The following is a 13891-nucleotide window of genomic DNA, read 5'->3' as shown; positions in this document are numbered from 1 at the left end:
ACAACTGGCTTACTGACATTGAATATGGAGGCAGTAGCTTCTTCAATATGGCTTCTTTTCTTTCTGCTGGAATACGAGACACAATTCATTCTTACCGCCCAAACTGGTTAAATTTTAACAGTGACAACTATCCTGCCAGAGGGGGGTTGGTTTACATTAAAAGAAATGCTGCACGAGAAAGAACTTAAAGTGATTAGTCTGGATTTGCCAACCAGTCATATTGCCTTCTCGCCTCAAATCACCGATGAATTTACTGGTTCGATGATAAAAGCAATAAATAGCATGATGATGGATATGTTAGCCGCTATCGCGAGAAAAGATTACCAAGATCGCCGTCGCCGACAAGCCGAAGGTATTCAGAAGGCACGAGAAGAGGGAAAGTATCGTGGACGGCAAGCTGACCTTGAGCTTCACGAGAAAATATACCAGTTAAGAGTCATAAATGAGTTAAGCATCAGTGATACCGCAAAGTTGACAAACGTGTCCACTCGAACAGTGATTCGAGTGGCCAAGAAACTAAAAAGCGAGCGTTTAGGACTATAGGATTGAAACACCGCACCTGGCCACTTTGAACACTGAGGTAGCCCGATAGCTAGCTCGTTTTTGGACAAAAACGATTTAGGGGCCTTGCACTAAACCGTTTCTATCAGATTAGAAAAAGTATCTTGAATGCTTGTATGTGTATTTCGCTTCATCACGTTTCGTATGGCTTCCGATTTTAGATCTGTTAACAAATGTAATAAACATTTTTTAGTAGCCTTGAGGACGCTGTCCAATCCCAACAACTTCTAGTTGACCAAATGCATTGTAATAAACATGCAACATTCGTCCACCGACCGCTTGAACGTTAAAGTGAGCAATCATTCCGTGATTAATGCCATGCTCCATCGCCCAAGCTTCAAACCCCAGATGCCATTGTCCTATAATTTGATATTGGCCTTGTTGGATTGGGGGGAGGTTTATTATTTGATTCAACAACTGAGGAGCCACTGGGGTACCATTAGCGATATGCGGTTGTTGCCCCTGAAGGACAAAGGCTGGAGCGTTAGCATCTAACCCTTGTGGCGGTTGCTGCCCCCGAGGGACAAAGGCTGGAGCGTTAGCATCTAACCTTTGTGGCGGTTGCTGCCCCTGAGGGACAAAGGCTGGAGCGTTAGCATCTAACCYTTGTGGCGGTTGCTGCCCCTGAGGGACAAAGGCTGGAGCGTTAGCATCTAACCCTTGTGGCGGTTGCTGCCCCTGAGGGACAAAGGCCGGATTTTCTTCGCCGCTAGCTTGCGCAGCATGACTAGCGACATTTTCAGCTTGGGTCGACAGGTTCGTAGAGTGGTACAACAATGAGCATAAACATCGAGGCCTGAACTACGTGACGCCATCAGAAAGGCATGCGGGTAAAGATAGTGAGATCTTACAAAAAAGAGCGGCAGTCCTAGAGGTACGCCGAGAGCAAAATCCTGAACGTTGGTCAGGAGAAATCAGGAACTGTAAACCAGTTGGTGACGTTCATCTAAATCCAGAAAAAGAGGTTGCTTAATTAATAGGCAACTAGTGACAACTATCTTGAAAAACGCTGCTTACCCCAACGTTTCGCAATATCTTCGAATTTCCAACCCTTTTTATTAGCAATACGTTGGAATTCAGTAATGATCTAGAAGCTTCAATAAAACGAGTTGTGTGCTTAGTATGACGAATACCAAATAAGCGATTACTTTTAAGCCCTTTCTTATAATCTTTTATATCACTATCAGACATGCTATGACTATGGTGTTTAAGCAACAATCTAACTCTTTCCTTGTAAATATCATTGACTTTGCTTAACAGTTCTACTGCATCATAAACAATCTTATTAGCTACCCAATCGAGTTCGATCACTCCATCAGTAGTTTTTGATAGCTGGCTTTTTACAGTATAAACTTCTTCTCCAGTTTCGACTCTGCACGAATGGCAGTGATTTTTGAGCGCGTATGCCTCATTATCGCGCATTCCAGTAAAAGCCAATACTAACGTATAAACGTGAAGGTTTAATCTGCTTATGAAGCTGTAGGTTACGTCTAATTCATCAAGTGTTTTGTAATTGGCCGTTACAATCGCAACACGGTGATCTTTTGTTTTACTAAGTTTTATTCGACTGTTAGCAGTTGAATGGGTACGGACAAAAGCATCAAGGTTATTCTTCGCTACTTCAACATACTCTGTTGAAGCTCTAATAACAGACTTCATGACGCCAGTTGGAATAATCGAGTGTTTTAGCCTGTGTTCGGCTTCATGTTTGACGATCTTTGTAATGGTAAGTTCATCAACTAACGTTGCTAGTAGGTCTTTACTAACTACCCCAAAAACATACAATAATATTAAGGCTTCGCGAGCAGTTTTAGCGGAAGAAGTGTATTTACTTTGATCCATACCTCCTTGGTGCTTTGGTAGGAGCAAGAAATCATTGAGGATATTACGTAACTTAATCTTGGGGGTATTATTCAACTCTCGGAAGCTTGTATATTTCTTAGCTTGAAGAAAAGCACAGAATCTTATTAATGTTCGAATGCGGGTAACAACTGACTTCCATTTATACGGTGTGCCTCCTTCAACTGTGCCTAAATGTAAGGCTGCAACCATAATTGCCTTTAATTCGTAGTCAAACACCGATGAACCAGTTTTAATTATAACAGCTCTCTCTCTGGCGGTTGGTTTAAAATAATTGCCTCCGAATGTCATTGGCTTGTTATCTGGAGTCATCTTATCCCATACAACTAGACCCGATAATTTGCCTATTGCACTTTCTGATAATGCTTTAATCTCAATACTGTTATTGATGGTAATAGAACAAGAAATAATTTCGTTAGTATCAGCCATTATCACTTTCCTTTAACCAGTGACATAGATGGACAAGCAAACTCCCAATCAGGATGGATGCCATGCTTATCTAGTAAGTCAAATCCATCATCCACCGCCTTATTATTACGCTCACATAAGTTGGCGATAATGTCATCCACACGCTGCTTTAGAATGTTGATACTGGTGATTTGATGGTTGATATCATCAAAGTCAATAACTGACATTTCCATATCCTGCAAGATATAATTCTTGTAACTTAATAGCTTCCAAACATGTTCGGCATCAACAACTACACGAAAGTACTTACACCAAATACAACTTAAAAAATCTGCACATAACTTACTGTCTGTATCACCATTGGCTTGATGGAGTTTTCGGTGCTCTTTATCATAGCGATTTGCTTCATCACTATTAGCTTTGGCGGTACAAGTGCCTGTGGGTACGACTTGGTGTTGACTGGCTGATACATCAGTAATTATATGTATTTCAGAAGATATTTCTTTGCCAGTAAAGTAATCGCTCATTACCTTTGTTGCCTGATTTAATGAGTAACGAGACTGGTCAGGATCAATTACTAAATAGCTGGACTCAAATACATCAAATGAATGCTTAACTGTGTCGGTGTACTGTTTGATGTTTTTTTGCACCTTGCGGTAAATATGATTAACACCTCCTTTGCGGATCTTCTGCGCCACAAAGGGTATGCGACATCCCGCATTTTTTAGTACAGTCGATAAATGTTTTACAGAAGAATATTCAAGCTTTAAAACGTCACCGTTGCGTGGATAGATGAACACAAAGTTAGTATGCTGTGTTTGTTCTCTTAGTTCCTTAGTTAACTCATCACGAACGCTCAGCAAATCGGTAATCGCACTTTTTAGTGTACCAGCTTTCAAATCGCTTTTATCAAAAGAGTATGTATCGTTGCGATAACCAGCTCTGGCTTTTTGAAGCACCACCGCATATTCGGTTTTATTGGTGATCGGAGATTCTAGCTCAACAATATCATTGCATTCTAAATTAAGTAACGGGCTTATATTCCAACCAGTTTTCAGAATCACCTTGCCAAAATTCAACAATACCTTGTGGTAAAGGCTGGTGTTGCCGTCACGCAGTAACATTTCAATGTAAAAGGCCAACTCTCTACACTGGCTCTCAGTGTAGAAGTCGTCCGTATTAAGGCGTTGATTATGTTTAGCTGTCTTAGTCTGTTTAATCGGGTACACATCATTAAATGGGATGTCGAACTCACGCATTAACCATGCAAAGCTAGAACGGTATGTTCTAGCAGTCAAACGGTTAAATAAATCATAATTCACGCTTGATTGTAATTCTGCTAATAAGTGTTTTTGCACGACCCCATCGCTAACCTCGAATCCTTTGATGCCGTGATGCCTCAAAATATCAAGGTGGGTTTGAGTGAAGGTGGCTTTGTACTTATTGAGTAAAGACTTAACTTGTTGGTAGTTGTGATAGACGCTCACCATTGAGTAGTTTTTTTGTTCGATGTCCTCTTTTCGGTCATTTAAAAAATGAACAAAATCATCATACATGCATTCGGAGATTGCTTTCACGGAAGTAAAATCACATTGAAGTTCTCTATTTTTGTCAATGTAAGGGAACGACAATAAGTTATCTCTCAACGAAAGCAGTTCTGGTGTTTTATCAGGATAAACGCATTGGCAGATCTCATGGAATAACAAAAACACCCAATTAGGTAAGTCCTTATCATCATGCAACTGCTTTAGTAATCCATCTTTTTTGACCAGAGACTCAATACCGTCTTCAACTAGGGATTTACTAAGTTCAATTGATAGGTTTGATTGAAGTATAGGTAATGCACGTTTAAAACCCGAAAACTTATCTCTTATACTATTAGCTTTGAGGTGTGCACTTACTGTATGGCCTATTAGTTTTGAGTAACACTCAATATCACTAAACAATACGGGAGATAAGCGATATATATCGGTAAAGTCAATTTCATAGCAGTCTTTTACATAGATAAATTTTTGTTGAAAGGTTTTGCTGTCATAGTGCGATAACATAAGCTGAAAGTGAGATGCTACATATCTGTCTATCTTGTTAGCTGCATTGAATAATTCAATATTTACCGCAAAGGCTCTTAATCCATATTTAGCAAGAAATTCTCGATATTCGTCATTTTGTATTAACTTGGCAAGTGTCGCATGGGTGCTGCGCTTAATGTCCTTTAGGCTCTTTTGCGATCTGTCGCTTTCTAGCAGGTGCGATAAAAAAGTGTGGTACTGATTAAGCAATAAATCCGAAGCACCATAGAGTTTAGCAATATCCGTCACATAGCCTTTAAGGTCTACTTTGCTTGGTGACTGTATCTCAATATCGTCATTAAAAAGCCTTGCAAGCATAAGAAAGGCATTTTTGATCTCTTTCCCTGCGCGTTCACACGTTCTAATTGCCGCGTATTCTAGATGCCTCCATGTAGTAGTATCTTTTAAAACAGCAAGTCCATAAATTTGAAGGGATTGCAAAGAGCTGTGTTCAAGTAGTTTAACTAACCCATTGAACTTGGACATAAATAAACGTATCCGAGTAGCAAAGGTATTTTCAGTTATTTTCCACTTTTTCTTGTCACTCATAAAAGTCTGATAACAAGAGTACACATCTTTAGCCAACTGCTTACTAAATACAGATAATTTATTAAGGCGTATATTATCTTTTTCATAAAAAACCAACAGCAAACTATTTACCCCCTACCTGTAACATTGTTACTTCAGCACTTAATTCTTGATCTAAGCCACCAAAGACATCATCAACCCAAGATTTCATTCGTTTGTCATAAGTAAAAGTTCGCGCCAGGTCAATATACTTCTCCGTAGTTGAAAAATTGGAATGACCCAATAACGACATCAACTTGTACCTAATGAACCCTAGCGGTAAATTATTCCCCAACAAGAAACGCGCCAGTGACGTGGCAAAGGTTGAACGTAAATCATGGAATGAGCGCTCAAATTTAACTTTACTGCCCGAAAGCTCGGTAGCTGCAATTGAAGTGATGTTGGTGATCGAGCCTTCATTTAGCCGATGACCAGAACGATTGATAAACAATGGCTTGTCAATTAAGCTGTGCTTGCTATCCCATCTAGCCGAACGTTTTAAGCGTTCAGCAGAGTTTTTGTAAGTCCATAATCGAGCCATTAAAGAGCGCGACACTAGTATTTGTCTGTGTTTGTTAAATTTACCAAGAATGTTGACACTATATACCTTGGTTTCATCCAAGCTAGTATCAACGATTTCTGATTCGTTCAGCAATATAACTTCAAAAGCCCTTAAGCCACACAATAAAGACAAGTCAGCCCATAATCTTCGGGATTCTGCTTGCATATAACTGGTTGAATATAGGTGCTGTAGCTCTTTTTGACTAAAGGGAGATAAGCCATCATTTAACCCTATTTTCTTTTGTTGGAATTTTTTTGGGATGGTTAAATCATTGGTTTGAACGACCATACCCCGATTATTACTAAACGATGTGAATATCAAATCAAACTCAGCGTTAGAGCGTTTTTTCTTGATCACTTTATCAGTGTATTTAAACGGTAGCTTTTCAATACGTTTTGTTTGCCAAGCCCATTCATATAATTGCCTAACATGTGAGATATATAGGTTAGCGGTATTTAGCGATAAATCATTTCGCTTAATACGGTCAATCAAATGAGCTCGATACCGATAAGGCGGTAGCCATTCTTTAGCTTTTTCGGAAGCCGATGTCGCATACAGGTCTTTCCACTCGATTCCTTCATCTTCTAACCACTTCAGAAAGATTTTAAGTGAGTTGGCAATACTCTTGATGGTTTTAACGGTTACACCGCCTAACAGGTTTTTCTGACCGCCTTTCTTGGGTCTAAGGAATTTGCCTTTGTATCTGTATTCAAGGAACAAATTTACTTCTAAACAATCTTTAAAGCGAGTATCACTAAATAACAAAGGAAATTTATCAACTATGTGTGGACGTTGATAATCAATTGCGCGAATTTGGCATTTGCCAGCTACTTCAATCAGCTCTCCATCAAATGATGACATAGAGCCTAAATTAAGCTTGGTCTGAATGATTGATACTGTCATAAATACCTCGGCATTAATCGATTGTTGGACAGTAGGAAACTATCCGTATTGTTAACACAAGACTGTAACACAACAAAGAAAGAACTTAAGATGTGATTAGCACTTATAATTTAAAGATGTGACTGTCTGTTTGAGTATCACTTTTATGGAGCCGCTTGGCTGTCCCATTCCTCAAACATGGTTCTTCTTTGCAAGGGCGCGCAGCGGCTTCGCCCTACCTTGCAAAGAGGGTTCTGGGTGAGGATGGTTTACAGCCTGCGAGCGCCATCAAATGATGCGAGTTGAAAGGAAAATCGGCACATAAGACACCGAGCCCTTACTCGAACTTAAGCGAAGTCAGTGAAAGGTTTTTACGTGAGGAGCTACGACGAACGGCAACGAGGAAGTATGACGAGGCGCAGCTACGCAGTAGCGAAGGCGTTGGGTGATTGTTCACAGGAACTTAGCGCCACATCGAGCTTGCTCGATATTTGTGGCTCAAGTTATCGGGGGAGGAGCGTAGCGACGGAATGAACCGACCGAAGGGAGAACGCCCTAGAAGAAATTTTGCATGCAAAATTCACAAGGCAGATTCAAGTTAAAAAATGGCAACTACTCATCCAAACCAAATAAGAGCATGCCTTTCTGACTAAGACGATAAAACACAGAAACATTACCACGGAAAAATGCAGAATCGGTGATCACCTCATCAGCACTAGACACCACAATCCTATCTAGAAACTCGGCATCACATAACGCACTCAAACCAGTTTTAGCATTACTTATCGTCTTAACATTGGCCATGTATTGCTTCAGACAACGGAATTGATAATACACTTTACCATCATGAACTCGCGTCCCTATGGAACCGCCATCGAGCTCTCTATGACACATTTGGATCAACGTTAAAATTTGAAAACAAACAGATTGGCGGGGCAGTTGGCAAAGTTCAACCAACACTTCGCTACGTTCAGGAAATATACATTTGTTCAATGTTTACACTCCGACTTCAATCAAAAGGGAAGGGGGCTCAATTGTTCTCATTGTTGGCTTGTTGAGCAATGGTTAGCCATACACCTAACATCGCGTTCCACTCTTCAGTAATAACGCGATTGTTCAATAGCAAGTACCTTGCAGCGATGGCTTTGCTAGATTCGTCCTCTGGTTTCCATTGGTCGTCGATTAAGAAATCAAAAGCCGAACGACACGCCCACTGGGGAGCATTGTTGGCCGTGACCCAAGACTTTAAACACTCGCCCGGGGGTGCTTTTCTTGGTGAAACATATCCTTTCTCAATCGCCACTTGCGTCAAGTACTCTATGGCTTGGGTACTAGAGCCATCAAACCGATAAGAAAACCATTTAATGAGATTGACTCGATTAGAGTTAACTATTCGAGCCAATTGTGTTTTGGCGGACATATCAATTAGTGTGATAACCGATCAATTGAACATCTGAAGCAAGTAAGCTGATAGACTGAGCGGAATCCTCAAGCAATACAACGATCTCGCCTTCTTTCGCTTCACCAGTTATATCGATAACACCAAAGCCCTTAGCGGTTTTGACACGGATACTCTTAGTTACAGACTTAGGCTGACGGACTTTCTTGCTTGGTGGGGTGCTCTCGTTTTTACTCGTTTCAGGAGTTCCCTTATTACCACTCTTAAGCTCTTTGGTTAACGCCTGGGCTTGTTGACGAGAAACACCTTGAGAGCTCGTGAGAAGCTGCTCAGTTGATTTAGGATCTAACTCATGAGCAATACGAAGGGAGTTAATCGAGTCCACATCACCAATCACGCCGTCGTTATAAGCTTTTTTTACGACATCAGGCGCTTGTGTTGCTTTAATAAACGCGCTCACTTTTGACGTAGAGATACCCAGTCGTTTCGCAACACCTTTATTATCCAATTGATGTTGCTCTTTCCCTTGAACGATGGCCATGCCCACTTCAAACGGAGTCAAATCTTCGCGGATAATGTTTTCCGCCAGCTGACCCCAAATCGTGCCTTTTGCACGAATAATACAATCTAAGTGGGTGATGTTTTCGTTATGCATTGCACCACGCCAACGTCGTTCACCTTTTTGGATGCAGTAGCCACGCGGGTCGCGTTCGCTAACAACAATAGGTTGGATTTGTCCTTCAGCTTCTAGGCTAGCGGACATTTCTTCAATGCTGGACTCATTGAATTGCTTACGAACTTGCTCGATGCTGTAAATTTCAGATTTTGGGATGCGAAAAATTGTTTCACCTTGGGTGACTTCAACATCTGACTCATCAAGTAGATCAAGGTCTGCTAAATTACCGGCTCTATTACGCAAGCTCATGAGTTCACCTCCAAGCGAGTCAAAAACTCATCAGCGAACGCATTGAACCCAAACTTTTCGGCGTGCGAAGGCGCGTACTCGACAAGAGCTTGGCCATTCTCTAAAGCTTCAGATACTCGAACTGTCTTATACAGTTTGCTTTCAAAGACTAGGGAAGGGTAGTCCTTACGAAGTTCCGCTTCTTTTTCAATCTGGTTTTTCGTTTCAGGACGTTCAGACAAGTTGATAACAATACCCACAACTTCCAATTGCGGATTCAAACGCTTTTTGATTTGGCTTTGTGTTGTCATCAGCTTATGGACACCTTTAATAGATTGCCCTTGAGCTTGAGATATAATGAGCACTTTTTCAGACACAGCCAGAGCCGTATGTTGAAGAGCACCAACGCTAGGAGGACAATCAATAAAAATGAAGTCGTAACGATCTTTAATTTTGTCGAGGCTATCGGCAAAGTCAAAAATATTATCTTGAGTCACGTTAGCGAGTTTTTTAGAGCTACCCATGACATGAATGTTTTCAGTCACAACAAAAGGTTGCGCCTCAACAATGCCACTGAACATAAAGAATACGTTGCTAGGGTGATCTCCATTGGCAAACCCCTGCATTGAGGCAAGTTCCGGCGCCAAAGCATCCCCTAAGTTGTTTTGAGGGTCGAAGTCTAGGAACAGACAACGTTTACCCTGGCTGGCCATGGTTTTACCAAGGTTGATTGTTACCGAAGTCTTACCAACTCCACCTTTTTGGTTGGCAATCGCAATAATTTTGCCCATTTCAGTTCTCCTTTGAGAGTGGCGTTCACGCCGAATAGATAATTGCCTCTAACTTTAAAATATTCACAAATAATGTCAATAAAAGACTATGTGATTTTGCATGCAAAATTTACTTGTGGGTCTTTGATTATTGCTTGATGAAATCGTTAGTTGTAAGAGCTTGACCTATAAGACAACATTTAAAATGAAAAAGCACCGTGTAGGGTGCTTTGTAGAAAGTAAACGGAAGCTATAAAACGTCTCGAAGATTTTTTCGTTCTTGAATTTCTTCCTGATCAGGAATGGTTCCTGCCAGTGTGATTGATTTAGGTGCTGCCTTAATACTGGAACTGGTTCGGCTAGCTCTTTTCACTTTCAAACTGTAAACGTCGGGGTTAATCGTTAGTCCTTGTCTAATCTCGACAGGGAATTCATGATTCTCACTCTCTGGCAAATAGTTACTTTTTAAGTATTTAATGGAAAGAGATTCATTATCTCTTTTTAACGTAAATAGACACTTAGTTAGACGCATTATCGAGGTCAAGCCCGCACCAGACGCCATAGTAATCTGCTGATTGCCACGAATTTCGTCTTTGTTTACATGGTGCACAAGCAGCAAGCTCGCACCTGAGTCTTTGGCTAAAGATTGAAAGACATTTTTAATCAAACGATCATGTTTTACTTCTTCACAACGGCCAATAGATTCTGTCACCGTATCGATAATGACTAGATCAAATTGGGAAAATATATCAGTCAATTGTTGCAAGTACTGCTTGTGTTCAGCTTGTTCTTGCGAGGAACTATCCGGAGGAATAACAATAGGATCAATATCTGTTAGAAAATGTAGATTACTATTTAACTCATTTTTGAGTGCTGGAGTACAGTTAGCAAGCTTCTTTTTCATGCGATCTTGAATCACGCCACTACCATCTTCTGAGCTTAACACTAAGGTTTTAGCTGGCCCACTTGCCGTAGTCATACCAACCAAGGTCATTGAAGATGCATGCTCCATCGCGATACACAATGCCAAATGAGATTTACCAATATTTGGAGCAGCGATGAGCATTCCCACGTGGCCTTTCAGCAAACCTTTTAGACTGAAGTGCATTTCTTGATTCGCTTTAGAGGTCATAAGAGCATCAAGAGATTGAGTATTCATTATTCATCTTCTCCGATATAGAAGATTTGCATGCCATTCCCTATATCTCGAAATTGTAGGCCAAAATCCTTTTCTATCTGTACAGCATTAGCGATCAAATCTTTGCGTAGATCACTTCGAAAACTATGACTAACTTTTGATGCTATGGATTGAATATAGCTATCTAACGCCCACTCGAATTTCTTGTTGTGTAAGAATGCGGCCTTGTGAGTCGTGATGTATTTCAAAAACGAACGAACTGACGGTTTGCTGTAGTTAGTCATTTTGTGTTGTTCTAGACGATAGTAATAACCGTGATCTCTTATCGCTTGTAAAAGGCGCATATCAGGAACCAAAAACACATGGTTGGTTAGATTTTTGGATGTTTTCCGGCCAGTTTTAAATTTACTGCGATCGCAGTAGAAACGGTAATCTTGAACAAACTCTAAAGGCTTTTTACCTACAACATTTTGTTCCTCATCAAGCTCATTTATTATTAGGTGAGCAGTGGCCAATTGAGTAATACGCCTCTCAATTTGGTCATAGTTTGCTCGCGTAGTCGCCATTCCCATTCGTGTCGCAAGTTCGTACATACTCATAGAAAGCACTGTCGCGTCTCTATCAATGAACGAGTCAAACCCGTCTTGCTGAGTATCAGAGATATCACCTTCGGTAATTGTCTTGTAAACCTGTGACCAGGTTAGTCGAGCGCCATCTTCATATGAAGCGTCATCCAATTGGATCGTTTGCGCATAAGCCAACATCGTTTCTAAAATATCACGGTGGGGTTGCAGCAAGTAATCAACATGTAAGTCAACGCGGAAACTCTTTCCGTAACTATTAATATTAACGCTTTCCAGTGGGTGATTGGGGTCAGTACCACCACTTTGAGCTATCTCTATCAACTTAGTTTGCATTGTTGACGTTAGTCGAGATGCGGGATGAAAAATAGTTGCCCGTGAAAACAATATAGATGAGATAAATCGATTCTTTCGATCTTCTTCATTGGTGACTGTCAGGCTAGAGCTGGGAGAGGAAGTCATGATCATTACCTAAGAGTGTGATGTTTTCATTCTAACAGAACCTATGCTCCCACTCATTACTTTCGGTAAATATTTATATCATTTCGGTAAATATTCATACCAGATCACACTTACTAAGTATTAACATCGGTAAAAATCTATCTATATTCGGTAAATGTTTACATATATTATTTTGATCTCTTCGATAAATTATAGGGCTTTCAACACCCTTTTTCGGCTCATTTTCAAGAGATCCAGAGTAAGTGATCCTTTAACAACAAATATTACGATCATCTTAGTGTTAATTTCGGTAAATGTTTATACCTGAAATTTTTAGATCGGTAAATGTCTACATATGAGATCGCTAATTATCTACTAGAATTCGGTGGATGTTTATATTAAACCGGTAATAATTAATATGATATCGGTAGATATTGATAATTCGACGTAAGTATTAAGAAACTAGAACCTTAAGGATCTAGTTTCAAACAATCCCAACTTCACTGAGGTTCAGTTGGTAACTTATTGTAAATAACAAACCTCTAGAGAGTTTTGTCATCTACAATAAGTTTCATTAAATACCAAACACTTACGTGATTTTTGATCTAGCCATTTGGTTCATGTTGATGATCATGCCTACGGGTAGAATCAAAGACGAAATTCATCTTAGAGCATCACTATGTAAAAGGAGAAAGCCCCGTTCAATCTGGCTTAGTCGGTTAGCAAAGCAAATGATCCAAGAATGGATTTACTACCGACAATCTCGATGTTGGGGGACTACTTTCGATGATAGTTATCAGGGGCTAAACCCGTTAAGCAAACTCGTTCTCAATAATAGAGGACGTAGCTATTCGATGAAACGTAAGACAAGAGTAAACCAAGCGGGTGAACAGATAGATTACAAGGCTTGTGATGTACTTGAATTGATGATCAGGAATATCTATTTGCGGTGTGGCATGAAAGGCTGTAGTAGTCACACAGGGCGTAGGACATATGCCAGTACAATGAATGCTCAAGGTATAGCGTTAAATACTATCCAACGTGCTCTAGGACACTCTGAACCCAGCATGACATTAGAGTACATTGATGTATCTGACGAACAACTAATGAGTGCTTCTGCAATTGCGTTATGAGTTAGGGTGTAGGACAAGGTGCGCCTGATATGTGGCCTCGTTCCACTCCTTCATTTCAGCCGAGAACCAACCTTGCTGTTTGATAATCGCTTCTAATTGAATACCTTCCCCAATGGAACTGCTCAGTTAACGACAGATCAGTTACTATCAAATATATACAACTCATTGGAATCTATACGCTTAATTAGAAATCGAATTGCACATCATGAGCATCTAATTAATCGTAACTTGCACAATGATTACTCAGATATTATTCGATTGATATCTTATCGTTGCACCGATTCAGTTAATTGGCTTAAGTCGATTGAGCAACTTTCATTACTGCTTTCAAATAAACCAAATAGACAATCAATTATGCGGCCTCTACTAACTGGATGCCATTATCAACCAGTTCATAGGCAATTTGACTAGACATATTTGACAGGTTTTGAAAAAGAGATATAGTAGACATATATGACGGGTAGAAATAAGAAGTGGACCCCAATGGTTGGACACATAAGCTAACTTCTTAAGTGGTTGATCCAGCTCATGCAGCGTATCTCTGCCGACCAAAGTAGGCTTCATCAGGGGTGAGGTCATTGAGTCCCTGATGGTTACGCTCCTCATTATAAAACAC

Annotated in this window: 12 protein-coding genes and 1 pseudogene; 3 read left to right on the top strand and 10 right to left on the bottom strand. The window is 40.3% G+C overall.

All coding sequences use genetic code 11. The features are described 5' to 3' along the window. Positions 1-132: 132 nt before the first annotated feature. Positions 133-543, top strand: a pseudogene (locus ELS82_RS22040) (recombinase family protein); the annotation flags it as partial. Between the two features lie 207 nt (positions 544-750). Here ELS82_RS22040 and ELS82_RS22035 read toward each other — a convergent pair. Beyond that, positions 751-1335 carry a hypothetical protein gene (locus ELS82_RS22035; RefSeq protein ID WP_134837369.1) on the bottom strand — a complete coding sequence of 195 codons (585 nt, stop codon included), beginning with the start codon at positions 1333-1335 and terminating at the stop codon, positions 751-753. Positions 1336-1366: 31 nt separating this feature from the next. Here ELS82_RS22035 and ELS82_RS26440 point away from each other — a divergent pair, with 31 nt between their 5' ends. After that, a complete protein-coding gene (locus tag ELS82_RS26440) occupies positions 1367-1534 on the top strand; it encodes a hypothetical protein (protein ID WP_167489460.1) in 168 nt (55 codons plus the stop codon). 11 nt (positions 1535-1545) lie between these two features. Here ELS82_RS26440 and ELS82_RS22030 read toward each other — a convergent pair whose 3' ends face one another. The 9 genes from ELS82_RS22030 to ELS82_RS21990 form a co-directional block, all read right to left on the bottom strand. Continuing rightward, positions 1546-2850, bottom strand: coding sequence for a hypothetical protein (locus ELS82_RS22030; protein WP_134837368.1), 1305 nt, complete (start codon positions 2848-2850; stop codon positions 1546-1548). A gap of 2 nt (positions 2851-2852) precedes the next feature. Then, positions 2853-5549 (bottom strand): hypothetical protein, encoded by a 2697-nt coding sequence (locus ELS82_RS22025; RefSeq protein WP_134837367.1) that lies wholly within the window; start codon positions 5547-5549, stop codon positions 2853-2855. A 1-nt stretch (position 5550) separates the two neighbouring features. Beyond that, a complete protein-coding gene (locus ELS82_RS22020) occupies positions 5551-6930 on the bottom strand; it encodes a tyrosine-type recombinase/integrase (RefSeq protein ID WP_134837366.1) in 1380 nt (459 codons plus the stop codon). Positions 6931-7521: 591 nt separating this feature from the next. Beyond that, positions 7522-7902 (bottom strand): hypothetical protein, encoded by a 381-nt coding sequence (locus ELS82_RS22015; RefSeq protein WP_134837365.1) that lies wholly within the window; start codon positions 7900-7902, stop codon positions 7522-7524. A 37-nt stretch (positions 7903-7939) separates the two neighbouring features. Beyond that, on the bottom strand, positions 7940-8329 hold the full coding sequence (locus tag ELS82_RS22010) for a hypothetical protein (RefSeq protein ID WP_134837364.1): 390 nt from the start codon (positions 8327-8329) through the stop codon (positions 7940-7942). Position 8330: 1 nt separating this feature from the next. Then, complete coding sequence (locus tag ELS82_RS22005) at positions 8331-9233, bottom strand: ParB/RepB/Spo0J family partition protein (RefSeq protein ID WP_134837363.1); 903 nt, start codon at positions 9231-9233, stop codon at positions 8331-8333. After that, complete coding sequence (locus ELS82_RS22000) at positions 9230-10003, bottom strand: ParA family protein (protein WP_134837362.1); 774 nt, start codon at positions 10001-10003, stop codon at positions 9230-9232. The genes ELS82_RS22005 and ELS82_RS22000 overlap by 4 nt, the downstream gene beginning before the upstream one ends. A 229-nt stretch (positions 10004-10232) precedes the next feature. Then, complete coding sequence (locus tag ELS82_RS21995) at positions 10233-11141, bottom strand: AAA family ATPase (protein WP_134837361.1); 909 nt, start codon at positions 11139-11141, stop codon at positions 10233-10235. Continuing rightward, complete coding sequence (locus ELS82_RS21990; RefSeq protein WP_134837360.1) at positions 11141-12163, bottom strand: DNA mismatch repair protein; 1023 nt, start codon at positions 12161-12163, stop codon at positions 11141-11143. Before ELS82_RS21990 ends, ELS82_RS21995 begins: the two co-directional genes overlap by 1 nt. 599 nt (positions 12164-12762) lie before the next feature. On the opposite strand from ELS82_RS21990, the gene ELS82_RS21985 reads away from it, so the two are divergent. Further along, positions 12763-13275 (top strand): tyrosine-type recombinase/integrase, encoded by a 513-nt coding sequence (locus tag ELS82_RS21985; protein WP_134837359.1) that lies wholly within the window; start codon positions 12763-12765, stop codon positions 13273-13275. Positions 13276-13891 lie beyond the last annotated feature (616 nt).

Source organism: Vibrio ouci, assembly GCF_004551525.1.
Taxonomy (GTDB): Bacteria; Pseudomonadota; Gammaproteobacteria; order Enterobacterales; family Vibrionaceae; genus Vibrio; species Vibrio ouci.
This window is presented reverse-complemented; position numbering and strand designations above follow the sequence as displayed.

What these genes read in the sequence shown, in the direction of transcription:
- ELS82_RS22030 (WP_134837368.1), bottom strand. Translation starts at nt 2,850, where the DNA reads ATGGCTGATACTAACGAAATTATTTCTTGTTCTATTACCATCAATAAC.
- ELS82_RS22020 (WP_134837366.1), bottom strand. Translation starts at nt 6,930, where the DNA reads ATGACAGTATCAATCATTCAGACCAAGCTTAATTTAGGCTCTATGTCA.
- ELS82_RS22010 (WP_134837364.1), bottom strand. Translation starts at nt 8,329, where the DNA reads ATGTCCGCCAAAACACAATTGGCTCGAATAGTTAACTCTAATCGAGTC.
- ELS82_RS22005 (WP_134837363.1), bottom strand. Translation starts at nt 9,233, where the DNA reads ATGAGCTTGCGTAATAGAGCCGGTAATTTAGCAGACCTTGATCTACTT.
- ELS82_RS22000 (WP_134837362.1), bottom strand. Translation starts at nt 10,003, where the DNA reads ATGGGCAAAATTATTGCGATTGCCAACCAAAAAGGTGGAGTTGGTAAG.
- ELS82_RS21995 (WP_134837361.1), bottom strand. Translation starts at nt 11,141, where the DNA reads ATGAATACTCAATCTCTTGATGCTCTTATGACCTCTAAAGCGAATCAA.
- ELS82_RS21990 (WP_134837360.1), bottom strand. Translation starts at nt 12,163, where the DNA reads ATGACTTCCTCTCCCAGCTCTAGCCTGACAGTCACCAATGAAGAAGAT.
- ELS82_RS21985 (WP_134837359.1), top strand. Translation starts at nt 12,763, where the DNA reads ATGTTGATGATCATGCCTACGGGTAGAATCAAAGACGAAATTCATCTT.